The following is a 25,327-nucleotide window of genomic DNA, read 5'->3' as shown; positions in this document are numbered from 1 at the left end:
GCGTGGATCGTGTCGCGCTGCGCGGCCTCAAGGCCCGTGGGCACCACGGTGTCTTCCCCCGGGAACGGGCCGAAGGCCAGACCTTCATCGTGGACCTGGTGCTCGGCCTCGACACCCGCCCCGCGGCAGCCGCCGACGACCTGTCGAAGACCGTTCACTACGGCGTCGTGGCGGAAGAGGTCGTAGACGTCGTCAAGGGTGAGCCCGTCGATCTGATCGAGACCCTCGCGGAACGCATCGCGCAACAGTGCCTCAAGCACGAGGGGGTCGAGGAGGTCGAGGTCGTCGTCCACAAGCCGGATGCCCCGATCACCGTTCCCTTCGACGACGTGACCATCACCATCACCCGGAGCCGAGCATGACTGCATTTTCCACCGAAGGGCAGAGCGACCCGACCGTACAGCCGGTTCCCGCCGCAGTGGTCGAGCAGGTCGACGCGGCAGACGTCACCCTCTCCAATCCCAAACGGGCCGTGATCTCCCTCGGCTCCAACCTCGGCAACCGGCTGGAGACGCTCCAGGGCGCCATCGACGCCCTGGAGGACACCCCCGGCCTCCGGGTCAAAGCGGTCTCCCCGGTCTACGAGACGGAGCCCTGGGGCGTCGAGCCCGGCTCCCAGCCCTCGTATTTCAACGCGGTGATCGTCGTGAAGACGACCCTGCCCCCCTCCTCACTGCTGGAGCGCGGCCAGGCCATCGAGGAGGCCTTCGACCGGGTCCGCGAGGAGCGCTGGGGACCGCGCACCATCGACGTCGACATCGTGTCGTACGCCGAGGTGGTCTCCGACGACCCGCTGTTGACCCTCCCGCACCCGCGCGCGCGTGAGCGCGCCTTCGTCCTCGCTCCGTGGCATGACGTGGACCCCGAGGCCCAGCTCCCCGGCGCCGGCCCGGTGGCCGACCTGCTGGCCGGTGTCGGCCGCGACGGAGTACTTCCCAGGCCGGACCTGGAACTCCGTCTCCCCGAGTAGTCGTTAGGCTCAAGGACGACCGATCACGGTCGCCCGGCACGGGCGACCCGCAACGGGCAACGGCGACGAAGGGCGGCACTCTCGGTGAAGCAACTACGGCTCGGGCCCCTGGCCGGACTCTTCGCCGGAGCCGGCGTCCTGTCCTGGGGTGGGGCCCGCCTCTGGGACTCCCTGGGGACACTGCCGAGCGTGCCGCTCGCCGCGCCCGTCGTGCTGGCCGTGATCGCCGTCGTCCTCCTGGCCACGGCCCTGTCGATCCGGGCACGGCTGCGCGCGCAGCGGGAGCGGCGCCCGGGGGCGAAGGGCGTGGAGCCGATGATGGCCGCCCGCGCCGTGGTCTTCGGCCAGGCGAGCGCGCTCGTCGCAGCGCTGGTCGCAGGGATGTACGGCGGCGCGGGCGTTTTCCTGCTCGGCTCCCTCGACGTCCCGCCCCGGCGGGATCAGGCCATCTACGCGGGCTTCGCCGTCCTGGCCGGCATCGCGGTCGTCGCCGCCGCCTACTTCCTCGAACGTGTCTGCAAGCTCCCGGAGGACGGGGACGACGACAGAAACACGGCCCAGGCCGCCTAGGGTCTCTCGCCGGATCAGGCGGTGTCTCGATCGGATCAGGCGGTGTCCCGGTCGGATCAGGCGGCGCCTCGTCGGATCCCGGACCAGGCGTGTCAGCCCGTCCCGGACCGCATCAGGCCGTTCCTGCCGCTTCTAGCGCGCCATGATGAGGCTCATCGCCTCGGCACGCGTGGCCGGATCACGCAGCTGGCCACGGACCGCGGACGTGATCGTCTTGGCCCCGGGCTTGCGGATACCGCGCATCGACATGCACATGTGCTCGCACTCGACGACGACGATGACCCCGCGCGGCTCCAGAATCGCCATCAGGGAGTCGGCGATCTGCGTGGTGAGCCGCTCCTGGACCTGCGGCCGCCGGGCGTAGACGTCGACCAGCCGGGCCAGCTTGGACAGCCCCGTGATCTTGCCGCTCGACGCCGGGATGTAGCCGACGTGCGCGACACCGTGGAACGGCACCAGGTGGTGCTCACAGGTGCTGAACACCTCGATGTCCTTGACCAGCACCATCTCGTCGTGACCGAGGTCGAACGTGGTCGTCAGGACATCCTCGGGCTCCTGGTTGAGACCCGCGAATATCTCCTTGTACGCACGAGCCACCCTGGCCGGAGTCTCACGCAGCCCCTCACGGTCCGGGTCCTCCCCGACAGCGTAGAGGAGCTCCCGCACGGCCGACTCGGCCCGCTTCTCGTCGAATACGCCGATCGAACTCTGCCCGTCGAGCGTCACCGGGTCGGTCATCTGTGCCTCGTTCCTCTGTGCAGTCACATGCGCGGGGCCCGCCCGGACCTCACGGAAGTGCGGCAGGCACAGCGCAGGCATACGAAAATGCCGCGCCCCCACAGGCTAGAACCTGGGGGGCACGGCATCCATTCCGGGCCTGGTGGAGCCCCCGTGACAGGGGCCACACCTGGTCGGGCAGAGGCTAGCTCTCGGGGCGATCCTCGGGGAGCGCCTCCGTGGAGGTGCCGGTGTTCTTCGACGTGATGTCCGTCGGAGCGATCTCCGGAGCACCCGAACCATTGGCAGAGCCGTTGGTCAGGGCCAGTTCCTTGGGAGAGAGCACTGGCGGACGCGTCGACGGGGTACGCCGGGCGGAACCGGTCCACGCCGGACGAGCCGGGCGCCTCACGATCGGGGCGAAGATCTCGGCGATCTGCTCCTTGTTGAGCGTCTCCTTCTCGAGGAGCTCCAGGACCAGGGCGTCGAGGATGTCGCGATTCTCGACGAGGATTTCCCACGCGTCGTTGTGCGCGGTCTCGATGAGCTTCTTGACCTCTTCGTCGACGAGCGCCGCGACCTCTTCCGAGTAGTCGCGCTGATGGCCCATCTCCCGGCCCACGAACGGCTCGGTGTTGTCTCCACCGAACTTGATCGCACCGAGACGCTCGGTCATGCCGTACTGCGTGACCATCGCGCGGGCCGTGGCGGTGGCCTTCTCGATGTCGTTCGCAGCACCGGTCGTCGGGTCGTGGAAGACCAGCTCCTCGGCCGCGCGCCCGCCCAGCATGTACGCCAGCTGGTCGAGCATCTCGTTGCGCGTCGTGGAGTACTTGTCCTCTTCCGGGAGCACCATCGTGTAACCGAGGGCACGGCCGCGGGAGAGGATCGTGATCTTGTGGACCGGATCCGACTGGGGTGAGGCCGCCGCGACCAGGGCGTGTCCGCCCTCGTGGTACGCGGTGATCTTCTTTTCCTTCTCGGACATGATCCGGGTCCGCTTCTGCGGGCCCGCCACGACGCGGTCGATGGCCTCGTCGAGCATGTAGTTGTCGATCAGCTTCTTGTTGCTGCGCGCCGTGAGGAGCGCCGCTTCGTTCAGCACGTTCGCCAGGTCGGCACCGGTGAAGCCGGGCGTACGACGCGCGACCGCGTTGAGATCGACGTCCTCCGCGACCGGCTTGCCCTTCTGGTGCACCTTCAGGATCGCGAGGCGGCCCTGCATGTCCGGCCTGTCGACGGCGATCTGCCGGTCGAAGCGTCCGGGACGCAGCAGCGCCGGGTCCAGGATGTCCGGCCGGTTCGTGGCGGCGATCAGGATGACGCCGCCCTTCACGTCGAAGCCGTCCATCTCGACGAGCAGCTGGTTGAGTGTCTGCTCGCGCTCGTCGTGACCGCCGCCCATGCCGGCACCGCGGTGCCGTCCGACGGCGTCGATCTCGTCGACGAAGACGATCGCCGGAGCGTTCGCCTTGGCCTGCTCGAAGAGGTCACGCACACGGGAGGCACCGACACCGACGAACATCTCGACGAAGTCGGAACCGGAGATCGAGTAGAACGGAACGCCCGCCTCGCCGGCGACGGCGCGAGCGAGCAGCGTCTTACCCGTACCCGGCGGCCCGTAGAGCAGGACACCCTTGGGGATCTTGGCGCCGACGGCCTGGAACTTCGCCGGCTCCTGGAGGAATTCCTTGATCTCGTACAGTTCCTCGACGGCCTCGTCCGAGCCCGCCACGTCGGAGAACGTCGTCTTCGGCGTGTCCTTGGTGATCAGCTTGGCCTTGGACTTGCCGAACTGCATGACCTTGGAGCCGCCGCCCTGCATCTGATTCATCAGAAACAGGAACACGACCACGATCAGGACGAAGGGCAGCAACGAGAGAAGGATCGAGACGAACGGGGACTGCTTCGACGGCGAGACGGTGTAACCCTTCTCGATGTCACCGCTCTCGAACTTCTTCTGCAGCGTGTCGGCCAGCTCGACACCCTGGTTGCCGATGTAGCTCGCCTGGAACTTGCTACCGGACTCGCCCTTGAGCTTTTCCTTGTCCTTCAGCTCGATCTTCAGGATCTGTTCGTCACCGGTGGTCAGCTTGGCCTGCTCCACCTGGTTCTTACTGATCGCCTGGATCACCTTGCCGGTGTCCACCGTCTTGTAGCCGCCGGACGAGCCGACGACCTGCATCAGCACGACCACGGCGAGGACGGCCAGCACGATCCACATGACCGGCCCACGGAAGTATCGCTTCACGTCCATCCATACGGAGCGAAGTCGCCCCGTCCCTCCTGCCCGTAGGTAAATGCTGCTGTGAGAAAAGACTGTTCTTCGGACCGTACCCCAGCATTGTCACCCGTGACCGCAGGGGAGGTCCGGCAAACCCGTCTTCGAAGGCTCCAACGGCCCGAACGCCACGAGGGTTCCCGGGAGTCCGGCCGGGTTCGGCCGGGTGCCACCGGTTCCGCCGCTTCAGCCGGATCCGCCGGTTCCTGTCGGGGCGGCTGCCTCAGCCGCCGTAGACGTGAGGGGCGAGCGTACCGACGAAGGGGAGGTTGCGGTACTTCTCCGCGTAGTCCAGTCCGTACCCGACGACGAACTCGTTGGGGATGTCGAAGCCGACCCACTTCACGTCGATCGCGACCTTCGCGGCATCCGGCTTACGGAGCAGCGTGCAGACCTCCAGGCTCGCGGGTTCACGCGAGCCGAGATTGGTCAGCAGCCAGGACAGTGTCAGACCGGAATCGATGATGTCCTCGACGATCAGGACGTGCTTGCCCTTGATGTCGGTGTCGAGGTCCTTGAGGATCCGGACGACGCCCGAGGACTGTGTGCCGGCTCCGTACGACGAGACGGCCATCCAGTCCATGGTGACGGGGGTGGACAGCGCGCGGGCCAGGTCCGCCATGACCATCACCGCGCCCTTGAGCACGCCGACGATGAGCAGGTCCTTGTCCGCGTACTCCGCGTCGATCTTCGCTGCCAGCTCCACGAGCTTCGCGTCGATCTCTTCCTTGGTGAGGAGCACCGACTGAAGGTCGGTACCCATGTCCTTCTCGTTCACCCGCGTCTCTTTCTCTGCCCTGCCGGACCGGACTGTTCCCCGGGCCGGACCGGCGTTTCGCCTGCACTTCAGCCGCTTGCGCTTCAGCTCTGCCGAATCACCAGTCTGCCACCCTGCCGCCGCACCTCGACGCGGCCGGGCAGGTTGATGGCGCCCTGGCCCCGCCAGCCGGTGATGAGCCGGTCGACTTCCTCGATGTGCCGGGCGAAGAGCGAACCGGCGGGCGATCCGGCGTCGATCACGGCCCGGCGCAGCACCCTGCGGCGTACCGCGGGCGGCAGGACGGAGAGCTTGGAGCACTCCAGTCGTCCGTCGTCGTCGCGGACCGAGCGTGCGGCCTCGGTGGCCCAGGTGTCGAGGGCGTCCGCGTCGTCGCGCGAGAGCTGCGCGGTGCGGGCGAGGGCTTCCACCACTCCTTTGCCCAGCGCCTTCTCCAGGGCGGGCAGGCCCTCGTGGCGCAGCCGGGAACGGGTGTAGGCGGGGTCGATGTTGTGAGGGTCGTCCCATACGGGGATCGACTGGACCAGACAAGCCTTGCGGGCGGTCTGCCGGTCGAGCTGGAGGAACGGGCGGCGGTAGCGGCCGGTGGCGGCTGCCATCCCGGAGAGCGAGCGGATACCCGAGCCACGGGCAAGGCCCAGCAGGACGGTCTCGGCCTGGTCGTCGCGGGTGTGGCCGAGAAGCACGGCGGCGGCGCCATGGCGGTCCGCCGCGTCGTCCAGGGCGGCGTAGCGGGCGTCACGGGCGGCGGCCTCGGGCCCGCCGTCGCGGCCGACCCGCACGGCGACCGCCTCGACCGGGTCGAGCCGCATCTCGGCGAGGCGGACGACGACCTCGTCGGCGCGGAGGCCGGAGCCGGGCTGAAGGGCGTGGTCGACGGTGATGCCGCCGGCGCGGACGGGGAGCTTGCGCGCCTCGAAGGCGAGGGCGGAGGCGAGAGCCATGGAGTCGGCGCCGCCGGAGCACGCGACGAGCACCAGCGGGGTTTCCGGCCGTTCGGGAAGCGCGGAACGGCGCCCGCCCGCCCCGGCTTCGGCGAACTCGGCGCGTGCGGCCTGTTCGGTGTGGCGGTTGTATTCGGTGACGACGTCGTGGAGTACGCGGCGAACCGCCAGGCGTATCGCCGCGACCGCAGGATGGGGACCCATGTCCGGTGCCCTTCGGGTGAAGTTTTGGGGGGTGCCTCCGAGCGCGCGGGACCAAATCCCGTCACTCAGAGTGCGTCGATGGTGACAGAGCCAAGCTGTTCATCGAGCATTGCACGCCTTCCCATGCCCCTATGGTCCCTCGGATGGGTGATTGGAGAGGCAATCTCCTGCCGCCGGACCACCCAAGATCACGATTCTGCCTTACGGTGCACCCGCGCCACCCAGTCCGCCGGTGCGGCGATCTCGGCCTTGGTGGGAAGGGTGTTGGGAGAGGTCCACACCCGGTTGAAACCGTCCATACCGACCTCGTCCACCACGGCCCGGACGAACTTCTCGCCGTCGCGGTACTGCCGCAGCTTGGCGTCGAGCCCCAGGAGCTTGCGCAGCGCCAGGTCCAGCCTGCTCGCGCCGCGCGCCCTGCGCTGCTGGAACTTCTCCCGGATCTCGGCGACGGAGGCCACCACGTCGGGGCCCACTCCGTCCATCACGAAGTCCGCGTGGCCTTCGAGCAGGGACATCACGGCGGTGAGGCGGCCCAGGATCTCGCGCTGGGAGGGCGTCTGGACGATCTCGACGAGGCTGTGCCCGCCGTCGTCGCCCTCCTCCCCCCGCTCGCCCTCGGGGCGGCTGCCTCCCGAGAAGGCCTGCGCGGCCTCGCGGAGGCGTTCGAGCACGGTCATCGGGTCGACGTCGGTCTCGTCGAGGAACGACTGGATTTCGCCCTGCAGATGGTCACGGAGCCAGGGGACCCCGGTGAACTGCGTGCGGTGCGTCTCCTCGTGAAGGGCCACCCAGAGCCTGAAATCGTGGGGGTCCACCTCGAGTTCGCGTTCGACATGGACGATGTTGGGGGCAACCAGCAGCAGCCTGCCGCCCCCCTTGGAGGACGCGGGCAGCTCCCGGGTGGCGGGGGCGAAGGTCTCGTACTGCCCGAGGACGCGGGAGGCCAGGAACGACAGCAGCATGCCCAGTTCGACACCGGTCACCTTGCCGCCGACCGCACCGAGCACGGCATTGCCCGGCCCGCTGCCGCGGCGGTCCTGCATCTTCCCCAGCAGCGGACGCAGCAGCTCACGGAAGCCCGCCACATTGGCCCTGATCCACCCGGCCCGGTCGACGACCAGGACCGGGGTGTCCTCGGGTTCGTGGCCCTCCGGGATCATCCGGGTGAACGAACGGACGTGCTCCTCCGAGGCCTTGGCATGCCGTCGGAGCTCAGCGACGACGGCGCGGGCCTCCTCGCGGCTGATCTCGGGACCCGGCCGCACGAACCGGGTCGCAGTCGCGACCGCGAGATTCCAGTCGACCATCTCGGCACCACCGATGCTCGTCATGCGTCAACCGTACGTGAGGTGGTCGCTCCGTGGTGGGGTGTCAGCCGCCGGCCGCCCAGCCGCTCACCGGGTGCCCCGGGCGAGTGTGGTGGCCAGAGTGTCGAGGGAGGCCTCCGCGTCGGCCGCGGATGTGGTGCCCGAGGCCAGGAAGGCGAAGGCGAGCAGCCGGCCCTGGGCGTCGACGGCGGTCCCGGCGAGGCTGTTCACTCCCGTGAGCGTGCCCGTCTTGGCCCTGATCAGGCCGGTCGCCGGAGACGTCGCGGTGTAGCGGTCGCCGAGCGTGCCGCTGAATCCGGCGACCGGGAGGCCGGTGAGGACGGGGCGGAGCTCCGGGTGGTCCGGTGCGGCGGCGAGGGCGAGCAGCCGGGCCAGGAGTCCTGCCGTGACCTTGTCGGCGCGGTCGAGACCGCTGCCGTCGGCGAGCAGGGCTCCGGTCAGCGGCAGGCCGAGCGTCTTGAGCCGGGCGGTGACGGCGCGGCGGCTCCCGGCGAAGGAGGCGGGCTCCCCGGCCTTCAGCGCGGTCTGCCGTGCCAGTGCCTCGGCGATGTCGTTGTCGCTGTTGGTCAAGGCCCGCTCGACCAGGGCGGAGAGCGGCGCGGAACGGTGCGTCGCCACCGTCCGGGACCCGGCCGCGGCCCGTCCGGACGCGGGGTCCGAGCGGGTGGCGACGCCGGCGTCGTCGAGGAGGTCCGCGAAGGTACGCGCGGCATCACCCGCCGGGTCCTCGGTACGGGCGGCGGGCCCCCGGTCGCTCTTGTCGAGGCGGCCCTCGTCGGCCATGAGCGCGCTGACGGGCGCGATGTTCTCGTTGGGGCCGATGGGGTGGACCGCCGGCCCGGAATAGCGCGAGGTGTCGTACGCCAGCCGCACGGACCCGGTACCGGCGTCGTGCAGGGAGCGTGCCGTGTCAGCGGCCAGGGAGCGCAGGGCCGCCTTGTCCAGGGTGGGGTCGCCGCCCCCGACGAGGGTGAGCGTCCGGGAGTCCGGGGACAGCGTGACCGTCGTCGCGATGCGGTGGACGGGCCCCAGGGCGGACAGCGCGGCGGTGGCCGTGGCGATCTTCACCGTGGACGCGGGGGTCATGGGCGTCGTCGCGCCCCGCGCGTACAGCTGCTTGCCGGTGGCCGCGTCGACGACCACCGCGGTGCGCACGGAGCCGAGTGCGGGCGCGTCCAGCAGGGGCGTGAGGGCGGCGTCCAGGCCGCTGGTGCCCGCCGGGGCGCTGAGGCCGGCAGCGGCACCGAGCGCCTTCAGGACGGCTGGCGCGCTGGCTGCGGGCTCCGGACCGCCGGGATCGGTCCCTTCGTGATGTACGCCACCTGCGCGCCGCTGGACGGCCACCTGGTCCCGCTCGGCCTTACGCTGACCGGAGTCCCAGGGACCGGCAGCCAGAACGGCACCGGCGGCGACCACCAGGCCGAGCACGGCCGAGCCTGCCACGAGCCGGAGGTCGTCCCGTCCGCCCCCGCGCTTCAGGTACTCCGGGACTTTCCACTTGCCCCACCTGTTCAACGGTCCGTCTGTCGGTTTCTCCACCGGCTCGGCCACCGTTGACCAGCCCCTTTCGCGAGCACTCATCTGCGTGAGGGACACTTAACCATCAGTCGTATGTGTTGATCATGGAGGAGCCACCCGTGGAGTTCGACGTCGTTATCGAGATCCCGAAGGGTTCGCGGAACAAGTACGAGGTGGACCACGAGACCGGTCGGATCCGTCTGGACCGTCGACTCTTCACCTCGACCAGCTACCCGGCGGACTACGGTTACGTCGAGAACACCCTCGGCGAGGACGGCGACCCGCTGGACGCGCTGGTCATCCTGGAGGAGCCGACGTTCCCCGGCTGCCTCATCAAGTGCCGCGCGATCGGCATGTTCCGCATGACCGACGAGGCCGGCGGCGACGACAAGCTGCTGTGCGTGCCGGCCTCCGACCCCCGGGTGGAGCACCTGCGCGACATCCACCACGTGTCGGAGTTCGACCGTCTGGAGATCCAGCACTTCTTCGAGGTCTACAAGGACCTGGAGCCCGGCAAGTCCGTCGAGGGCGCCGACTGGGTCGGCCGCACCGAGGCCGAGGCCGAGATCGAGGCCTCCCGCAAGCGCCTCGAGGCGCAGGGCGGGAAGCACTGACGTAATCCCACGTTCCCGTCACGAGTGGGGACGGCGCGGATCGCGGCGCATGGGCCGACCGGCCCAGCCAGTCGTACGGACAACGGGCGGCGCACCTTCACCGGTGCGCCGCCCGTTGCGTGTGGCGGCCCATGTCCGTGCACATACTGGGCAGAAGCGCTCCCGGTACGAGCGGTCGAGGAGGAACGAGGTCGAGTGGTGGCGGAACAGGGCGGTCCCGAGGACCAGAAGCCCCAGTCCGACGAGGCGCGCAGCGCCTTCCTCCCGCCGGCCGGTGTCGAGCAGCCCGCGGCTCCGTCCGAGGACGACCATCCGACATCGGAATTTGCCCTTCCGTCCGGTCTCCACACCGATCCGTCGGCGTCGTCCGGCCCCGGTTCTCCTTCCGGGCCGGGGAACGGGGCGGGATCCGACACACTCACGTCCGCCTTCGTCCCGCCGCCCGGGTACGACGCACAGCACCATGCGCCCGCGTTCACCCCCGCGCACGGGATTCCGATGGTCCGGCTGACCAAGGAAGCTCCCTGGCAGGACCGGATGCGCACGATGCTGCGCATGCCGGTGACGGAGCGTCCGGCGCCCGAGAGCGTGCAGCGGACCGACGACTCGGGTCCCGCCGTACCGCGTGTGCTCGACCTGACTCTGCGTATCGGGGAGCTGCTCCTCGCGGGCGGCGAGGGCGCCGAGGACGTCGAGGCGGCGATGTTCGCCGTGACGCGGTCGTACGGGCTCGACCGCTCCGAGCCCACGGTCACCTTCACCCTGCTGTCCATCTCGTACCAGCCGTCACTGGTCGACGACCCCGTGACGGCGAGCCGCACCGTACGCCGCCGGGGCACCGACTACACCCGGCTGGCGGCCGTGTTCCGGCTGATCGACGACATCACCACGGCGGAGCACGTCGAGGTCTCGCTGGAGGAGGCCTACCGGCGCCTCGCCGAGATCCGCCGTAACCGTCACCCGTATCCGGGCTGGGTGCTGACGGCCGCCGCAGGTCTGCTCGCCGGCTCGGCATCGGTGCTGGTCGGCGGCAACGCGCTGGTCTTCATCGTGGCGGCGGCGGGCGCGATGCTCGGCGACCGGCTGGCCTGGCTCTGCGCCGGGCGCGGGCTGCCCGAGTTCTACCAGTTCACGGTGGCGGCCATGCCTCCCGCCGCGATGGGTATCGCCCTGACCCTCACCCATTCGACGGATGTGCGGCCCTCCGCGGTGATCACCGGTGGACTGTTCGCGCTGCTGCCCGGACGGGCTCTCGTCGCCGGGGTGCAGGACGGCCTGACGGGCTACTACATCACCGCGGGAGCCCGGCTCCTGGAGGTCATGTACTTCTTCATCGGCATCGTGGCGGGTGTGCTGCTGATGCTCTACCTGGGCGTCCAGCTCGGTGCGCAGCTCAACCCGGAGGCGCAGGTCGTTGCCAACGACCGGCCGGGGCTGCAGATCCTGGTCTCGATGACCCTGACGCTGGCGTTCGCCATCCTGCTCCAGCAGGAACGTTCCACCGTGCTGGCGGTGACCCTCAACGGGGGCGTGGCCTGGGTCATCTACGGGGCGATGGCCCGTGAGGGCCATATCTCGCCGGTGGCTGCCACGGCGGTGGCGGCCGGCCTGGTGGGGCTGTTCGGCCAGCTGTTCTCGCGTTACCACTACAGCTCGTCGCTGCCCTACATCACGGCCGCGATCGGCCCACTGCTGCCCGGTTCAGCGACCTACTTCGGTCTGCTGTTCGTCGCGCAGAACGAGGTGGAGGCCGGGCTCACCTCGCTCTCCACGGCGGTCGCCACAGCGCTGGCGATCGCCATCGGGGTCAACCTGGGAAGCGAGATCTCCCGGCTCTTCATGCGGGTGCCGGGCGCGGTCGAGGGCGCGTCCCGCCGGGCGGCCAAGCGGACCCGCGGCTTCTGACACACACGCGGCGCCCCGGTCTCCCTGGGGGGACCGGGGCGCCGTCGGTGCGCGCGGGGAGAGTCAGCGCCTGTCCTGCCACCCGTAACGACCCGGGTCGTCGTCCTGGCTGTCGCCCTGGCCGGCCGCGGGGCGGCCCCCGTAGGGGGCGCCACCGTCGGTGTACGGGCCGGGCTGCCCGGCGCCGTACCCGCCGTCGTACTGGCCGCCCTGGCCGCCGTTGCCGTACTGACCGCCCTGATCCGCGGCGCCGTACTGACCGGCGCCGTACCGGTCGCCCTGGCCGCCGTACTGACCCTGGTCGCCGGTGTACTGGCCGCCGTACCCGCTGCCGCCCTGGTGGTCCGTGCCGTACTGCCCCTGGGCGCCGTACTGGCTGCCCTGCCGGCCGTCGCCCTGCTGGGTGCCGTACTGAGCGCCGTACGGAGGCTCCTGGCCGCCGTACTGACCGCTGCCGTACCGGGCGCCGCCCTGGCCGCCGTACTGCCCGCCGTACTGACCCTCGCCGTACTGCGCGCCCTGGCCGGCGCCGTACTGGTCCTGACCCGCCTGGCCGGTGCCGTACTGGTCCTGACCCGCCTGGCCGGTGCCGTACTGGCTCCCGTACGCGCCGGCGTCGTACGACGCCGGCTGGTCGCCGGTGTACCGGTAGGCGGCAGTGCCCTGGCCGTCGTCGCCGGCTCCGCCGTGGGGGCCGCCCGCGGGGCCGCCGTCCGAGGGGCCGTGGCCGTCCCCCTGCCGCTCGGCGCCTTCCTTCTTCGACCTGCTGCGGGCCCGCAGGAACTCGATCGCGATCGGCACCACGGAGATGAGCACGATCAGGATGAGGATCAGCTCGATGTGCTCGTGCACGAAGTCGATCTTGCCGAGGCCCGCGCCGAGCAGCGTCACGCCGACGCCCCAGAGCACGCCGCCGATGACGTTGAACGTGATGAACGAGCGGTAGTCCATCCGGCTCACACCGGCGATGATCGGCGTGAAGGTACGGACGATGGGCACGAAGCGGGCCAGCACCAGCGACTTCGGGCCGTACTTCTCGAAGAACTCGTGGGCCTTCTCGACGTTCTCCTGCTTGAAGAGACGGGAGTCCGGGCGCCTGAAGAGCGCCGGTCCCACCTTTCGCCCGAAGAGATAGCCGACCTGGTCACCGATGATCGCCGCCAGGGCGACCAGGAGGCAGACCAGCCACAGGGGGTACTTCAGGTCGCCCGTCGTCACCAGCAGACCCGTGGTGAACAGCAGGGAGTCGCCGGGCAGGAAGAAGCCGATCAGCAGCCCGGACTCGGCGAACACGATGAGCAGGAGGCCGGGAAGCCCGAAGGTGTTGAGCAGATAATCCGGGTCCAGCCAGCTCGGGCCGAGCGCAAGCGTATTCAAGGGTCCGGGCTCCAGGTTGGTCGGTGTGCGCGGCTGCGTGGCCGCCCCAAGCTATCAACGCTGCGGCGGACGCCTGGGTTCCACTGGCGTAAGCAAGGATGCGCGCGGAACGAACCGGGGCAAAGCTTTCCGCAGGAGGTGCCACACCATGGGCATTGAGGACTACGGCGGCGGACAGACACCCCAGGCGGACGTCCTGGTCGTCACCACGAACGACGTACCCGGCCATCAGGTGACGCAGGTCGTCGGCGAGGTGTTCGGACTCACAGTCCGCTCCCGTCACCTCGGCAGCCAGATCGGGGCCGGTCTGAAGTCGATGATCGGCGGCGAGCTGAAAGGGCTGACCAAGACGCTCGTCGAGACCCGCAACCAGGCGATGGAGCGGCTCGTCGACCAGGCCAGGGCACGCGGCGCGAACGCGGTGCTGATGATGCGGTTCGACGTGAGCGAGGCGGCGGACGTGGGCACCGAGGTCTGCGCCTACGGAACGGCGGCCGTGATCAGCAGGTCCTGACCGGCTCCCCCTCCCCCTCCCCCTCTCCCACCCCGGAGGTTCCCGCATGCCCACGTCCGTCAACGTCGCTGTCGTCTATTACTCCTCCACCGGCACCGTCTCCACGATCGCCAAGGCCCTCGCACAGGACGCCGAGAACGCCGGCGCGCAGGTACGCCTGCGCAAGGCCGCCGAGCTCGCGCCCCAGGCTGCCATCAACGCCAACCCGGTCTGGGCCGAGCACGCGAAGGCGACCGCCGGCATCCAGGAGGTCTCGCCGGACGACATGGTCTGGGCGGACGCGGTGATCTTCGGCACGCCCACCCGGTACGGCAATGTCACCGCCCAGCTCAAGCAGTTCCTCGACACGCTGGGTGGCCTCTGGCAGTCGGGACAGCTCGCCGACAAGGTCTACAGCGGCTTCACCGCCAGCAGCACCACCCACGGCGGCCAGGAGTCCACCCTGCTCGCGCTGTACAACACGATCTACCACTTCGGCGGCATCCTGGTCCCTCCCGGATACACGGACCCCTCGAAGTTCGTGGACGGAAACCCGTACGGCACCTCCCATGTCTCGGGGCAGGGCGACATCCCGGTCGGCGAGCAGACCCTGACCGCCGCGCGGGTCCAGGCCGAGCGCGTCGTGAAGTTCACCCGGGCCGTCAAGGCCGGACTCGCGGCCGAGAACTGAGGAGCCCGTCCATGCCTCTCCACAAGGGTTCGCACGGCGGGCCCGCTCCGTCCGACGAGCACCGCAGACTCGCCCTCAACCCGTTCTTCGGGGAGGCCGACCCGACCGCCCCGATGGTCGCGGCTCCGCCGACGCACGCCCTCCCGGACGGCCCCCTGCCGCCGTCGACCGCCTATCGGCTCGTCCACGACGAGCTGATGCTCGACGGGAACTCCCGGCTCAATCTCGCGACCTTCGTCACCACCTGGATGGAGCCCCAGGCCGGTGTGCTGATGGCCGAGTGCCGGGACAAGAACATGATCGACAAGGACGAGTACCCACGCACCGCCGAGCTGGAGCGGCGCTGCGTGGCGATGCTCGCCGACCTCTGGAACGCCCCCGATCCGGCGGCCACCGTGGGCTGCTCGACCACGGGCTCCAGCGAGGCCTGCATGCTTGCGGGAATGGCTCTGAAGCGCCGCTGGTCCGCCAGGAACGCCGACCGCTATCCGGCGTCCGCCCGGCCCAATCTGGTGATGGGCGTCAATGTGCAGGTCTGCTGGGACAAGTTCTGCACGTTCTGGGAGGTGGAGCCCCGCCAGGTCCCGATGGACGGCGAGCGTTTCCATCTGGATCCGCAGGCGGCCGCCGAACTGTGCGACGAAAACACCATCGGCGTGGTCGGGATCCTCGGGTCCACCTTCGACGGTTCCTACGAGCCGATCGCCGAGCTGTGCGCGGCGCTGGACGACCTCCAGGAGCGCACCGGTCTCGACATCCCGGTCCATGTGGACGGGGCGTCCGGGGCGATGGTGGCGCCGTTCCTCGACCAGGACCTGGTGTGGGACTTCCGGCTCCCCCGGGTGTCCTCCGTCAACACCTCCGGGCACAAGTACGGTCTGGTCTACCCGGGCGTGGGCTGGGTGCTGTGGCGTTCACCGTCCGAGCTGCCCGAGGAGCTCGTCTTCCGGGTCAACTACCTGGGCGGCGACATGCCGACCTTCGCCCTGAACTTCTCCCGGCCCGGCGCGCAGGTGGTGGCGCAGTACTACACGTTCCTGCGGCTGGGCCGGGAGGGTTACCGGGCCGTTCAGCAGGCGTCGCGGGACATCGCGCGACGCCTGGCCACGGAGTTCGAGTCCCTGGACGACTTCCGGCTGCTGACCCGGGGCGACGAACTCCCGGTGTTCGCCCTGACGACGAAACCCGAAGTGAAGGCGTACGACGTCTTCGACGTGTCGAGGCGGCTGCGGGAGCGCGGCTGGCTGGTGCCCGCGTACACCTTCCCCGCCAACCGCCAGGACCTCTCGGTGCTGCGCGTGGTCTGCCGCAACGGCTTCTCCTCGGATCTCGCGGAGCTGCTCCTGGACGACCTGCGCCGGCTCCTTCCCGAGCTCCGTGCCCAGGCGCACCCGCTGAACCGGGATCGGGGGGTCCAGACGGCCTTCCACCACTGAGGCGCCCGGTGTCCGCAAGCCCGAACGGCTCGTCGCTCCCGGCGCCCACCCGCCCCCCTCGCTCAAGTAGTCAAACATGACTAGCGAGGTGAGGGTGCGCCCGGGATGATTCGTCAGACTTGATCAGCGGGAGCCCCCTGGGTCTGTGACACCTGTGGCACAGGAGTTTGTCTGCCCCTCGGCGAGCACCCCGACGAACGGTTCGCCCTCACCCGCGAAGGTGTACGCCCCCGCCTCGATCCGTGCGATCAGGCCACGGGTCCACTCCGCCCCCGCGTCCGCCGAGTGCACCCACATGTTCATGATCTCGCCGATGTGCCCGAGCGCCTCCGGGCCCTCCTCCGGCGTGTAGTGCTCCGTGACCGCGGCCCGCCGGCCCTCGATGGCGGTGATGCGCTCCCGCAGGAGCTCCAGCGCCTCGGCCCGCTCCAGGTCGACGATGCAGCCGAGGGCGGCCGAGAGCACGTCCACACTCTTGTCGTACGAGGTCAGCGAGGCCCGCAGCAGGGTGAAGTACTCCTGGGTGCCCGCGTCGGTGACCTCGTACTCGGTGCGGGGCGGGCCACCGGCCGTGGACGGGGCGACCTCGTGGGCGACGAGCAGTCCCTGCTTCGCCATCTGTTTGAGTGCGTGGTAGATCGACCCGGGCTTGGCGTTGGACCACTCGTGGGCGCCCCAGTACTCCAGGTCGTTGCGCACCTGATAGCCGTGAGCGTGGCCGTGCCGGCGCACTGCACCCAGGACCAGGAGGCGGATCGCCGACATACCACTCACCCTTTGTAGTCAACTTTGACCAGGGTAGCCCGCCTCTTCGGCGCCCGGGTCGAAGGGCCCCGGTTCAGAACCCGGTGCAGAACCCGGTTCAGAACCGGTTCAGAAAGGGAAGACCGTTCGCCCGTGCTGCACCGAGATCCACTTACGGGTGGTGAACGCCTCCACGGCGGCCTCGCCGTTCAGCCGTCCCATGCCGGACCTCTTCTCGCCCCCGAACGCGACCGCCGGATCGTCCTGCACGGTCGCGCCGTTGACGTGGAACATCCCGCCCCTGATACGCCGGGCGAACCGCACCCCGCGCTCGGCGTCCGCCGTGTGGACGGCGCCGCTCAGCCCGTAGGGGCTGTCGTTGACGATGCGCACGGCGTCCTCCTCACCGTCGAACGGCACCAGCAGCGCCACAGGACCGAAGATCTCCTGCTCCAGCAGCGGTGACCCCTCCGGCAGCCCGGTCAGCACCGTCGGCTCGACGAGATTGCCGCGCGTACGGCCCCGTACGAGCGCGGTGGCACCGGCCTCGATGGCCCCGTCGACCAGCGCGGTGAGCGCCTCGGCCTGGAACGCGTCGACGACCGGCCCGATCCGGGTGTCAGGATCGCGTGGATCCCCCGACACGAGGGCGGAGACCGCGGCGGTGAACCGCTCGGCGAACTCCTTCTCCACGGACCGGTCCACCAGGATGCGGTTGGCGGCCATGCTGACCTGCCCCTGGAACAGGAAACGGCTGTAGACGGCGGCCCGGACCGCGTGGTCGAGGTCGGCGTCCTCCAGCACGACCAAGGCGCTGTTGCCGCTCAGTTCGAGGATGGTCCTCTTGAACAGCCCGGCGGCGACGGCGGCGACATGGCGGCCGACCCGGTCCGAACCGGTGAAGGAGATCACCTTGGGCACGGGGTGCTGGACGAAGGCGTCGCCGATCTCGGCGCTGTCGGTGATCAGGACGTTGAGAAGCCCCGCGGGCAGCCCCGCGTCCTCGAAGATCCGGGCGACCAGGCTCCCGCCGGCGATCGGAGCGTTCTGATGGGGCTTCACCACGACAGCGTTGCCGAGCGCGAGCGCGGGGGCGACGGTCTTCACCGTCACCAGGAAGGGGAAATTGAAGGCGCTGATCACGCCGATCACGCCGACGGGAAGCCGGTAGACCCGGTTCTCCTTGCCGTCGGCGAGCGAGGGCAGCAGCTGGGCCGACGGGCGCATCGCCTGTCCTGCGGCCTCACGCAGAAACTCCTGCGCGGCCCGCACCTCGAATTCGGCCCTCGCCCGCGTACCACCGAGCTCATCGATGATCAGCTCGACGATTTCGCCACTGCGCTCCCCGACGAGCCGCACGGCGTTGTCCAGAACGGCCCGCCGTTCATAAGGACCGGTCGTCGCCCATTCCCGCTGCGCGCGTTCGGCGGCCCGGTAGGCCAGGTCGACTTCCGCCGCGGTGGCCACGGTGACGGAGCAGAGTTTTTCGCCGTTGTAAGGATTGAAATCAATGATGTCCCACTCACCGTTGCCGGTCAGCCACTCGCCGTCGATGTACTGGCGGGCCAGTTCACTGGGGAAGGACATGCAATCCCTTACTGCAGGCGCAGACTCCTGTCGGGTACTCATCGTACTGGCGAATCACGTCAGTTGAAGGAGACCGCGGAGAAGATCCCGGCTCTCCTCGGGCCCCGGGCTGTCCTCGTGGAGCCGGACCATGGCCTTTTCGTACTGGGCGACTTCCTCGGCCTTGTCCAGATAGAGCGCACTTGTCAGCTGCTCCAAATAGACGATGTCCGACAGATCGGATTCCGGGAATCGCAGCATCGTGAATGCACCGCTCTCACCGGCATGACCACCGAAGCTGAAGGGCATCACTTGCAGGGTGATGTTCGGCTGCTCCGACATATCGATCAGATGCCGCAATTGCGCACGCATCACCTCGCGCCCGCCGTACGGACGCCGCAGCGCAGCCTCGTCGAGCACCGCGTGGAAGCGCGGGGCGCGCTCGGAGACCAGCGCCTTCTGCCGCGCCAGGCGTAGCGCCACCCTGCGGTCGACCTCGGCCGCCGGAGCGCCGGGCATGCCGCGCGCGACGACTGCGTGGGCGTACGCCTCGGTCTGCAACAGCCCGTGGACGAACTGGACTTCGTAGATCCGGATGAGCGAGGCCGCCCCCTCCAGACCGATATACGTCTGGAACCAGCCGGGCAGCACATCGCCGTAACTGTGCCACCAGCCCGCCACGTTGGCCTCACGGGCCAGGCCGAGGAGCGAATCCCGCTCCGCCTCGTCCGTGACTCCGTACAGCGTGAGCAGGTCCTCGACGTCCCTGGCCTTGAAGCTCACCCGTCCCAACTCCATGCGGCTGATCTTCGATTCGGAGGCGCGGATGGAGTAGCCGGCCGCCTCACGGGTGATGCCCCGCGACTCGCGCAGGCGCCTGAGCTGAGAGCCCAAGAGGATGCGCCGCACCACAGAACCACTCGACTCGCCTGCCGACACCGGCTTCCCAGCCCTCCCCATCGCTTCCCGTACTTCGGGGCCCCCGCACCCCGGAGGCGGATTCTGCCACCAAAACGCTTCAGCCCGTACTCATTCGATTACAGAAATGGCAAGACTTTCCGAAAGCTTCAAAACTGTGAAGCGGAAGAAATGACCCGAACCGTCACGCTACCGGGCAGACTCCCCGCGTGCACGTGCATCTGCCCTTGCATCTGCTCGGCGCATTCGGAACCATGGGCCCCGCGCACCTGCATGCTCGTTCGTGTTGTGCCGCTGTACCCGCAGTGCCCGCTACAAGCAGTGCCGCTACAGCCGCGAATCCCGGGAGTGCCTCGTATGGGGACGAATGGATCGACGATGCTCGGGCCGTTACGGCAGGGGCTTCCGCCCATCGACCCCTCGGCGGTCGCGGGCTCGGCCTCCTGCACGCTGCCGGCCCGGTACGAGGCCGTGGGCGGGGCGCGGAAGTTCACCCGTACGACGCTGAACTCCTGGGACCTCGGCGAGCGCTTCGACGATGTGGCCCTGGTCGTGTCCGAGCTGGTCACCAACGCGCTGCGGCACGCCCTGCCGTCCGACACCGCTACGGCGCGGGCGCGTCAGGACTCCTCCGTACGACTGCATCTGATGCGCTGGTCCTCGCGCCTGGTGTGCGCGGTGCGCGATCCCAGCGAGAAGGGCCCGGTCGCGGGAGAGGCGCCGGATTCCGCCGAGTCCGGCCGGGGGCTGTTCCTCGTCGAGTCGTTCAGCGACGGCTGGGGCTGGCACCCCTCCCCCGTGCCGGCCGGGGACACTCCGCCCGAAGGAGGGTTCGGCAAGGTGGTCTGGGCCCTGTTCCGGCTGACGGACCGCCCGGCGCCGGAGCTGCACGTCACGGTCGACGCGTTCCCCGACAGCCTGTAGTCCTGTCCGCGCCCGCCTCAGCCCGTGCGGGTCGCCCGCGCGCTCAGCCGCCGGTGGCCAGGTGGTCGAACTCCCCGTCCTTGACGCCCAGCAGCAGCGCCTCGATCTCCGCAGGCGTATAGACCAGCGCGGGCCCGTCGGGGTGGCGCGAGTTCCGCATCGCCACGTTCCCTCCGGGCAGTTTCGCGAACTCCACGCATGATCCTTGTGAGTTGCTGTGTCTGCTCTTCTGCCAGACGACCCCGCGAAGCTCTGTGGCCGCCATGCCGTTGTACACGTGGTGCACAGGACGCTCCCCGAGTTGCAAGGTGCAAGTGTCGACTAGCTCGGATCATAGCTGTGTTCATATGCCAATGCATGAGCAGATGCACGTGCACACCCGGTGCGCGCGCGATTACAGTTTTGCCGCTGATCCGCTCACCCATCTGTGCACCCGTCCCCCGCCTCTATGAGGAACAGACGAACGGCACGCCAATTTGACTCCCACTTCCCCGAGTTGTTCTGTTCACTCCTGGTAGCTTGGCGCGGTCTTTCGGCAGTGAATCCACAAGAAGGAACTCACCTATGGACAGCCTTCCGCGCTCCGGCGCTCTTGCCGCGGCCGGTCTCGTCGCCGTGCTCGCCCTCACCGCCTGCGGCAGTGACGACCCCGCCTCGGACAAGGCTCCGGAGCCCGGAGCCGGCTCCGGGCAGACCTCTTCGTCCGGAACAGGCGGCAAGGAGGGCGGATCCGGGGACGCGGACGCCACCGCGCTGGAGGGCACCTGGACGGGCACGTCCGACAGCCTGCCCGTCGTCCTGTCGGTCACCTCGGGCAAGGTCGCGCTCTCGGCCGGCAAGCACATCTGCCAGGGCGACGTGAAGGACATGGGCGAGGTGATGCTCGCGCTGAAGTGCCTCGACGGGAACACCGACCGCACCATGGGCTCCGTCGAGTCCAACGACGGCGAGAAGCTCGTCATCTCCTGGGACGCCGGGGCCGAGGACACCCTGTCCAGGACCGACGCCACCGCGCTGCCGACGGACCTGCCGGAGCTCCCCGCCCCCTGACGCGCCCCTGGCTCACGCCCGCCCGCTGCTGATCTCCAGGGCCCGCGAGAAGTCCTCCAGGGCGCGGAGCAGCAGGGTGGCCCCGTTGCGTACGAAGGAGTCGGGCGGTGGCCCATCGGCGGCGTCCCGGCGCGCCAGGGCCTCCCTGACCGGCTCCCAGTCGGGGACACGGCGCTCCCGCACCGCCTTCGCACCCTCCTCCGTGGCACGGCGCAGCGCTTCGGCCAGCCCGGCGGCCTCGGGCACAGGAGTGGCGGAGGCCGCGGGCAGATGGGCCTCCATGAGCATCGCGACCCGGCCGAACTGGGCGAGCGCGGCCTGGGCGTCCGCGGCGGCGGTCCGGGAGATGCCCCGGTGGCGTACGGGCTCGGGCTGGGCCGTCTCCAGCGCCTCCTGCCAGGCGACGCGGGCCTCCCGGGTGGTGAGGAGTGCGGTGCGCACCTCCTCCAGGCTCCTGGACGAGGGATCGGCGTACCGGTCGAGGACCGTGGCCGCGTAGCGCCCGTCCGTGATCACCCAGGTGGCGAGCCGGTCGCGCAGTCGCGGGGTCTCCCAGGCCGGGTAGAGGGCGTACGCCGCCATCGCGAGCAGACCGCCCATGAGGGTCAGCACGACCCGCTCGGGCACGGTCTGGGACCAGTCGTCGCCCGCCATCCCGAGCAGGAAGACGACGTAGGCGGAGACACAGACCTGGCCGACCGCGTATCCGGTGCGCATCAGCAGGTACATCAGCGCGGCGCTGGCGACGGCGAGCAGGGCGGAGAGCTCCGCGTTCGGGTGCGCGGCCTGCACGATGCCGGTGGCGACGGCGACGCCGATCACCGTGCCCATGAAGCGGCCCACGGACCGCGAGTACGTATGGGTGAACTCGGGGCGCATCACCATCACGGCGGTCATGGGCGCCCAGTACCCATGGCCGAACGGCAGCACCATCCCCATGAGGTAGCCGGCCGCGGTCACCGCCGACACCCGTTCCGCGTGACGCAGGATCGTCGATCCTCGGCACAGTTCACGGCGCATGGAGCCGTAGACGACGGGAACCAGCCGCAGCAGAGTGGGCCGACGGCGGTGCGGGATGAGGGGCTCGCCGGGCGTCCGGTCGTCCGTACCGGTCCCCTCGGCGATCTCGATGACATCGGCGAGCAGAGAGGTGAGCCGGTCGGCGGCCCTGCGGGGCGGGCCGGTGAGGATCACCTCGGTGTCGGGGGACTTCAGCACCGAGAGCGCCGTCTCGTCCAGCCGCACCGGGTCGCCGTGGCGTACCGCCCGGGCCGCGGAGTCGAGCAGGGATCCGGCGGACCCGAGGATCTCCCGCGCCCAGTAGCGCTCGGGGCCCTCGGCCGGGACTCCCAGGGCGGGATCCGCCAGCGAGGCGAGGACCGGCCGCAGCCGCTCGGCGACCCCGCGCGCGCCGTGCAGATCGGCGGGGCGGCGCCGGGCCTCGCGGGGGGTGACGGCGGCGGCGTTGCGCGCGGTCATCAGCGGTACGGGGTCGAAGGGCGCCACCGGGTCGTTGCGCAGTCTGCGGGCGTAGTCGGCCTCAGCGGCCAGGGCGTCGGCGAGCGCGTCGCGCTGGGCTCCCCATCTGCGCACCGGGAACAGCACGATCAGCGTCGCCTGGACGAGCCCGCCGAGCGCCATCATCGCGGCGTGGGCGGCGGCGTCGGCGACCGAGGTGGGCAGGGTGACCGTGACCAGCATGATCGCGACGTTGGAGCCCGCGATGATGCCGCCCGTCGAACCAGCCGCCCAGGCCATCCCGGCCGCGAAGGTCCAGAGGATGAGCAGGGCCAGGAACAACAGGGTGTGGGACACGCTGAGATAGCCGACGAACGTCGACACGGCCAGGCTGGCTCCGGAGACCAGTGCGAGAACCGGCCGGGGACGCCAGCTGCGCTGGAAGGATGCGATGGCCGCCTGGTGCGCGCCGAACGCCGAACCGACCGCGATCACCGGGCCGAACAGCGCGAGACTCACCCCGACGACGAGTGCGAGACCCGCGGCGCCGCGCACCGCGATGAGCGGTTCGAGACGCCGTCGCTCGATCGACAGCCCCGAGCGGGCCGTCTCCCTCAGCGCCCGGAGCCAGCTCATGGACGGAGACTAGCCGGATTCACAGCAAACCGGACTTATGCCGCTCCGGGCAGTCCTCAGCGGCGGATCTCCGGTCCGCCTCCACCCATCCTGGCCCGGTCGGCCGCTGCCGTGCCGTGGTTCCAGCCCTCCGCGTCCGTCGCCCCGCGCAGCCGGGCCGTGGTGGTCCTCGGGAACATCTGCTCCGCGGTGTCGGTCACGGCGACGTCCCGGGCCGCCAGGACCGGCAGCAGAGCCCCGGGGTCACCTTCGCGGGCTTCGGCAGCGGCTTCCGAGCCGGCCGCGGCGGTGACCCGCTCGGTGTCCGCCGCAAGACGGCTGCCCAGTCGCTGGGCGTACGCCATCAGGAAGGACTGCCGGAAGGTCTTGGTCCGCTTGCGTCCGCCGGCCCGCTGCCCGGCCTCCGCCTTCGTCATCGCGGCGGTGCCCTGCACCAGCAGGGAGGTGAAGAGCAGCTCCACGGCCTCCAGGTCCGGCTCGAAGCCCACGACCGTGGTGAAGGCGAGATCGCTGTTCCACACGGCGCGGCAGCGGTTGGCCGAGGCGACGGAGTCGAGCAGGACGGCCTTCGCGCTCTCGTACGGGGCGTCGACCCCGATCCGGACAGCCCCCGGGGTATCGGCGCTGTGCGTCCGGGCGGCGAGGAGCGCCTCGTCGATGCTGTGCCGGGCCATCAGCTCCTGCGCCTTGGTGGTGAGCGCCTCTGCCTCCTCCGGGAAACCGGTCGCCTCCGCCTTCGCGAGCAGCGCCCGGATCCTGGTGAGCATGCGGGGTTCACCGTGGGCCGGCGGCCGGTACCCGGCGTCGGCGGCCGTGCCGGGCACCGGCCCGACCGGCTCGACGGCCGGGAGCCGGAGCAGCAGCCTGTACAGCTCCAGGAGCGCGGAGGCGTAGGTGAAGCGGTCGGGCCGGTTGCGCGGCGCCGGGGCGGGCATGGCGGCGAGCTGGTCCGCCCAGCGTGGAGGGAGCCGGCCGTACCCCGCCGTCTCCGCCGTGATCAGGGCGGAGACGAGCGCCGCGCCGGCTTCGTCCAGCTCGCGGCGGACGGTCCGTACGACGTCGGCGGGCTGCCAGCCGCGCGTCCACGCCCGCCGGACGAACTCCTGGCCCCGGAGGTGCAGCTCCTCGTCTGCGGACGGGTCCGCCGCGAGGAGGGAGGCGCCGGTGTCCAGGCCCGCGTCGCCGTCCGAATACAGGGCCGCGGCACACGCCCGGTCGATCACCGATTCCATCGGACCAGCGTAGGCGGCGGCCGGGCGCTCAGCGCTCCCCGGGGAGCAGGACGAGCTTGCCGCGCACGTGTCCGGCCTCGCTCAGTTCCTGGGCCCGTGCCGCGTCACCGAGGGCGAACGTCCGTTCGACGGGGATCCGCAGGCCGCCGACGGCCGCCGCCTCCGCGTACTCCGCGAGCCGCCTGCTCCCGTCCGGGGCGTTCCCGCCACCCGCCGAGAACGCCACCCCGTAGTGGGCCGCGTCCGGGTCGGCGATGGTGGCGATCCGGTCGGGGGTACCGCCGCGCAGCTCCACCGAGTCCGCCAGCGCGCCCCTGCCCGCCACGTCGAACACCGCGTCCACGCCCTGCGGCGCGGCCTCGCGCACCCGCTCCACCAGTCCTTCCCCGTACGCCACCGGGACCGCGCCGAGCACCCTCAGATAGTCGTGGTTGGCCGGTGAGGCGGTCCCGATGACGGTGGCGCCTCTGGCCGCGGCCAGCTGGATGGCGGCGGAGCCGACCGCGCCGGACGCCCCGTGCACCAGCAGGGTCTCTCCCGCGGACACCGTGAGCTCGTCGAGGACCCGGGCGGCGGTCGCGGTCGCCACGGGCAGCGCGGCCGCCTCCGCCCAGCCCAGTCCCTGCGGCTTGCGCGCGACGGCTCCCACGTCGGCCAGGACGTACGCGGCGTACGCGCCGGTCGTGCTCCGGCCGAGGACCTCGTCGCCGACCGCGTACTCCGTGACGCCCTCGCCGGTCTCGTCGACCACCCCGGCGAACTCGCTGCCGGGTGTGGCGGGCAGCGGGGTGGGGAACGCCGCCTCCATCCAGCCGTTGCGGATCTTGTGGTCGACCGGGTTGACCCCGGCGGCCCTGACCTCCACCCGGATCTGCCCGGGGCCGGCGTGGACGTCCTCGACCCGGGCCCGGCGCAGGACCTCGGGGCCGCCGAACTCCTCGTACACGATCGCTTCCATCGCCGTCTCCTC

General features: G+C 70.3%; 24 protein-coding genes. 10 read left to right on the top strand and 14 right to left on the bottom strand.

The window, feature by feature from the left end; translation table 11 throughout:
* The first annotated feature begins 2 nt into the window (after positions 1-2).
* From folB to ACIREO_RS34020, 3 genes are all read left to right on the top strand, one after another.
* Positions 3-362 carry a dihydroneopterin aldolase gene (gene folB / locus ACIREO_RS34030; protein ID WP_356713804.1) on the top strand — a complete coding sequence of 120 codons (360 nt, stop codon included), beginning with the start codon at positions 3-5 and terminating at the stop codon, positions 360-362.
* Positions 359-970, top strand: coding sequence for a 2-amino-4-hydroxy-6-hydroxymethyldihydropteridine diphosphokinase (gene folK / locus ACIREO_RS34025; protein WP_403999317.1), 612 nt, complete (start codon positions 359-361; stop codon positions 968-970). Before folB ends, folK begins: the two co-directional genes overlap by 4 nt.
* 84 nt (positions 971-1,054) lie before the next feature.
* Entirely contained in the window at positions 1,055-1,540 is a 486-nt protein-coding gene (locus ACIREO_RS34020) for a DUF3180 domain-containing protein (RefSeq protein ID WP_404117365.1), read from the top strand.
* 132 nt (positions 1,541-1,672) lie between these two features.
* Here ACIREO_RS34020 and folE read toward each other — a convergent pair whose 3' ends face one another.
* The 6 genes from folE to dacB all read right to left on the bottom strand — a co-directional run bounded on the left by folE (position 1,673) and on the right by dacB (position 9,346).
* Positions 1,673-2,278 carry a GTP cyclohydrolase I FolE gene (folE, locus tag ACIREO_RS34015; RefSeq protein ID WP_404117362.1) on the bottom strand — a complete coding sequence of 202 codons (606 nt, stop codon included), beginning with the start codon at positions 2,276-2,278 and terminating at the stop codon, positions 1,673-1,675.
* Positions 2,279-2,462: 184 nt separating this feature from the next.
* On the bottom strand, positions 2,463-4,514 hold the full coding sequence (ftsH, locus tag ACIREO_RS34010) for an ATP-dependent zinc metalloprotease FtsH (protein WP_404117360.1): 2,052 nt from the start codon (positions 4,512-4,514) through the stop codon (positions 2,463-2,465).
* Between the two features lie 247 nt (positions 4,515-4,761).
* Complete coding sequence (gene hpt, locus ACIREO_RS34005) at positions 4,762-5,301, bottom strand: hypoxanthine phosphoribosyltransferase (protein WP_404117501.1); 540 nt, start codon at positions 5,299-5,301, stop codon at positions 4,762-4,764.
* Between the two features lie 98 nt (positions 5,302-5,399).
* Positions 5,400-6,464 carry a tRNA lysidine(34) synthetase TilS gene (gene tilS, locus ACIREO_RS34000; protein ID WP_404117357.1) on the bottom strand — a complete coding sequence of 355 codons (1,065 nt, stop codon included), beginning with the start codon at positions 6,462-6,464 and terminating at the stop codon, positions 5,400-5,402.
* A 188-nt stretch (positions 6,465-6,652) separates the two neighbouring features.
* The gene (locus ACIREO_RS33995) at positions 6,653-7,798 is read right to left on the bottom strand and encodes a zinc-dependent metalloprotease (RefSeq protein WP_404117354.1); all 1,146 of its coding nucleotides are present in this window, start codon (positions 7,796-7,798) and stop codon (positions 6,653-6,655) included.
* Positions 7,799-7,861: 63 nt separating this feature from the next.
* Positions 7,862-9,346: a D-alanyl-D-alanine carboxypeptidase/D-alanyl-D-alanine-endopeptidase gene (gene dacB / locus ACIREO_RS33990; RefSeq protein ID WP_404117352.1), complete on the bottom strand. Its 1,485-nt coding sequence runs from the start codon at positions 9,344-9,346 to the stop codon at positions 7,862-7,864.
* Between the two features lie 86 nt (positions 9,347-9,432).
* Here dacB and ACIREO_RS33985 point away from each other — a divergent pair, with 86 nt between their 5' ends.
* Together ACIREO_RS33985 and ACIREO_RS33980 are read left to right on the top strand one after the other, a co-directional pair.
* A complete protein-coding gene (locus tag ACIREO_RS33985) occupies positions 9,433-9,927 on the top strand; it encodes an inorganic diphosphatase (RefSeq protein ID WP_404117350.1) in 495 nt (164 codons plus the stop codon).
* A 195-nt stretch (positions 9,928-10,122) separates the two neighbouring features.
* A complete protein-coding gene (locus ACIREO_RS33980; RefSeq protein ID WP_404117348.1) occupies positions 10,123-11,832 on the top strand; it encodes a threonine/serine exporter ThrE family protein in 1,710 nt (569 codons plus the stop codon).
* Between the two features lie 63 nt (positions 11,833-11,895).
* Here the strand turns inward: ACIREO_RS33980 and ACIREO_RS33975 are convergent, their stop codons facing one another.
* Positions 11,896-13,209 (bottom strand): DedA family protein, encoded by a 1,314-nt coding sequence (locus tag ACIREO_RS33975; RefSeq protein ID WP_404117344.1) that lies wholly within the window; start codon positions 13,207-13,209, stop codon positions 11,896-11,898.
* A 148-nt stretch (positions 13,210-13,357) separates the two neighbouring features.
* On the opposite strand from ACIREO_RS33975, the gene ACIREO_RS33970 reads away from it, so the two are divergent.
* The 3 genes from ACIREO_RS33970 to ACIREO_RS33960 are packed head-to-tail and all read left to right on the top strand — an operon-like array spanning position 13,358 to position 15,829.
* Positions 13,358-13,723 (top strand): YbjQ family protein, encoded by a 366-nt coding sequence (locus ACIREO_RS33970; protein ID WP_404117341.1) that lies wholly within the window; start codon positions 13,358-13,360, stop codon positions 13,721-13,723.
* A gap of 46 nt (positions 13,724-13,769) precedes the next feature.
* Positions 13,770-14,393, top strand: a complete 624-nt coding sequence (wrbA, locus tag ACIREO_RS33965; RefSeq protein WP_404117339.1) for an NAD(P)H:quinone oxidoreductase — start codon at positions 13,770-13,772, stop codon at positions 14,391-14,393.
* 11 nt (positions 14,394-14,404) lie between these two features.
* Positions 14,405-15,829, top strand: a complete 1,425-nt coding sequence (locus ACIREO_RS33960) for a glutamate decarboxylase (RefSeq protein ID WP_404117336.1) — start codon at positions 14,405-14,407, stop codon at positions 15,827-15,829.
* 123 nt (positions 15,830-15,952) lie between these two features.
* Here ACIREO_RS33960 and ACIREO_RS33955 read toward each other — a convergent pair whose 3' ends face one another.
* From ACIREO_RS33955 to ACIREO_RS33945, 3 genes are all read right to left on the bottom strand, one after another.
* Positions 15,953-16,594 (bottom strand): PadR family transcriptional regulator, encoded by a 642-nt coding sequence (locus ACIREO_RS33955; RefSeq protein ID WP_404117333.1) that lies wholly within the window; start codon positions 16,592-16,594, stop codon positions 15,953-15,955.
* A gap of 108 nt (positions 16,595-16,702) precedes the next feature.
* Complete coding sequence (locus ACIREO_RS33950) at positions 16,703-18,160, bottom strand: aldehyde dehydrogenase family protein (protein ID WP_404117330.1); 1,458 nt, start codon at positions 18,158-18,160, stop codon at positions 16,703-16,705.
* Between the two features lie 54 nt (positions 18,161-18,214).
* Positions 18,215-19,099: a helix-turn-helix domain-containing protein gene (locus ACIREO_RS33945; protein ID WP_404117327.1), complete on the bottom strand. Its 885-nt coding sequence runs from the start codon at positions 19,097-19,099 to the stop codon at positions 18,215-18,217.
* Positions 19,100-19,414: 315 nt separating this feature from the next.
* On the opposite strand from ACIREO_RS33945, the gene ACIREO_RS33940 reads away from it, so the two are divergent.
* Complete coding sequence (locus ACIREO_RS33940; RefSeq protein WP_404117324.1) at positions 19,415-19,981, top strand: ATP-binding protein; 567 nt, start codon at positions 19,415-19,417, stop codon at positions 19,979-19,981.
* Positions 19,982-20,024: 43 nt separating this feature from the next.
* Here the strand turns inward: ACIREO_RS33940 and ACIREO_RS33935 are convergent, their stop codons facing one another.
* Positions 20,025-20,267 (bottom strand): DUF397 domain-containing protein, encoded by a 243-nt coding sequence (locus tag ACIREO_RS33935; RefSeq protein WP_056793446.1) that lies wholly within the window; start codon positions 20,265-20,267, stop codon positions 20,025-20,027.
* Between the two features lie 278 nt (positions 20,268-20,545).
* On the opposite strand from ACIREO_RS33935, the gene ACIREO_RS33930 reads away from it, so the two are divergent.
* Complete coding sequence (locus ACIREO_RS33930; RefSeq protein ID WP_404117321.1) at positions 20,546-21,031, top strand: hypothetical protein; 486 nt, start codon at positions 20,546-20,548, stop codon at positions 21,029-21,031.
* A gap of 12 nt (positions 21,032-21,043) precedes the next feature.
* Here ACIREO_RS33930 and ACIREO_RS33925 read toward each other — a convergent pair whose 3' ends face one another.
* From ACIREO_RS33925 to ACIREO_RS33915, 3 genes are read right to left on the bottom strand one after another with little or no spacing between them, the layout of a single operon-like run.
* Positions 21,044-23,125 (bottom strand): FUSC family protein, encoded by a 2,082-nt coding sequence (locus ACIREO_RS33925; RefSeq protein ID WP_404117318.1) that lies wholly within the window; start codon positions 23,123-23,125, stop codon positions 21,044-21,046.
* Positions 23,126-23,181: 56 nt separating this feature from the next.
* Complete coding sequence (locus tag ACIREO_RS33920; RefSeq protein ID WP_404117315.1) at positions 23,182-24,357, bottom strand: DUF2786 domain-containing protein; 1,176 nt, start codon at positions 24,355-24,357, stop codon at positions 23,182-23,184.
* A gap of 28 nt (positions 24,358-24,385) precedes the next feature.
* Positions 24,386-25,315, bottom strand: coding sequence for an NADP-dependent oxidoreductase (locus ACIREO_RS33915; protein WP_404117313.1), 930 nt, complete (start codon positions 25,313-25,315; stop codon positions 24,386-24,388).
* Between the last annotated feature and the right edge of the window lie 12 nt (positions 25,316-25,327).

The organism is Streptomyces sp. NPDC102441 (assembly GCF_044765585.1).
GTDB lineage: Bacteria > Actinomycetota > Actinomycetes > Streptomycetales > Streptomycetaceae > Streptomyces.
This window is presented reverse-complemented; position numbering and strand designations above follow the sequence as displayed.

Bases quoted from the DNA above. Each gene is read 5' to 3' on its own strand.
- ACIREO_RS33930 (WP_404117321.1), top strand. From the start codon at position 20,546: ATGGACAGCCTTCCGCGCTCCGGCGCTCTTGCCGCGGCCGGTCTCGTC.
- ACIREO_RS33915 (WP_404117313.1), bottom strand. From the start codon at position 25,315: ATGGAAGCGATCGTGTACGAGGAGTTCGGCGGCCCCGAGGTCCTGCGC.
- folK (WP_403999317.1), top strand. From the start codon at position 359: ATGACTGCATTTTCCACCGAAGGGCAGAGCGACCCGACCGTACAGCCG.
- ACIREO_RS33920 (WP_404117315.1), bottom strand. From the start codon at position 24,357: ATGGAATCGGTGATCGACCGGGCGTGTGCCGCGGCCCTGTATTCGGAC.
- ACIREO_RS33925 (WP_404117318.1), bottom strand. From the start codon at position 23,125: ATGAGCTGGCTCCGGGCGCTGAGGGAGACGGCCCGCTCGGGGCTGTCG.
- ftsH (WP_404117360.1), bottom strand. From the start codon at position 4,514: ATGGACGTGAAGCGATACTTCCGTGGGCCGGTCATGTGGATCGTGCTG.
- hpt (WP_404117501.1), bottom strand. From the start codon at position 5,301: ATGGGTACCGACCTTCAGTCGGTGCTCCTCACCAAGGAAGAGATCGAC.
- ACIREO_RS33955 (WP_404117333.1), bottom strand. From the start codon at position 16,594: ATGTCGGCGATCCGCCTCCTGGTCCTGGGTGCAGTGCGCCGGCACGGC.
- ACIREO_RS33940 (WP_404117324.1), top strand. From the start codon at position 19,415: ATGGGGACGAATGGATCGACGATGCTCGGGCCGTTACGGCAGGGGCTT.
- wrbA (WP_404117339.1), top strand. From the start codon at position 13,770: ATGCCCACGTCCGTCAACGTCGCTGTCGTCTATTACTCCTCCACCGGC.
- tilS (WP_404117357.1), bottom strand. From the start codon at position 6,464: ATGGGTCCCCATCCTGCGGTCGCGGCGATACGCCTGGCGGTTCGCCGC.
- ACIREO_RS33995 (WP_404117354.1), bottom strand. From the start codon at position 7,798: ATGACGAGCATCGGTGGTGCCGAGATGGTCGACTGGAATCTCGCGGTC.
- ACIREO_RS33960 (WP_404117336.1), top strand. From the start codon at position 14,405: ATGCCTCTCCACAAGGGTTCGCACGGCGGGCCCGCTCCGTCCGACGAG.
- ACIREO_RS33950 (WP_404117330.1), bottom strand. From the start codon at position 18,160: ATGTCCTTCCCCAGTGAACTGGCCCGCCAGTACATCGACGGCGAGTGG.
- ACIREO_RS33945 (WP_404117327.1), bottom strand. From the start codon at position 19,099: ATGGGGAGGGCTGGGAAGCCGGTGTCGGCAGGCGAGTCGAGTGGTTCT.
- folE (WP_404117362.1), bottom strand. From the start codon at position 2,278: ATGACCGACCCGGTGACGCTCGACGGGCAGAGTTCGATCGGCGTATTC.
- ACIREO_RS33970 (WP_404117341.1), top strand. From the start codon at position 13,358: ATGGGCATTGAGGACTACGGCGGCGGACAGACACCCCAGGCGGACGTC.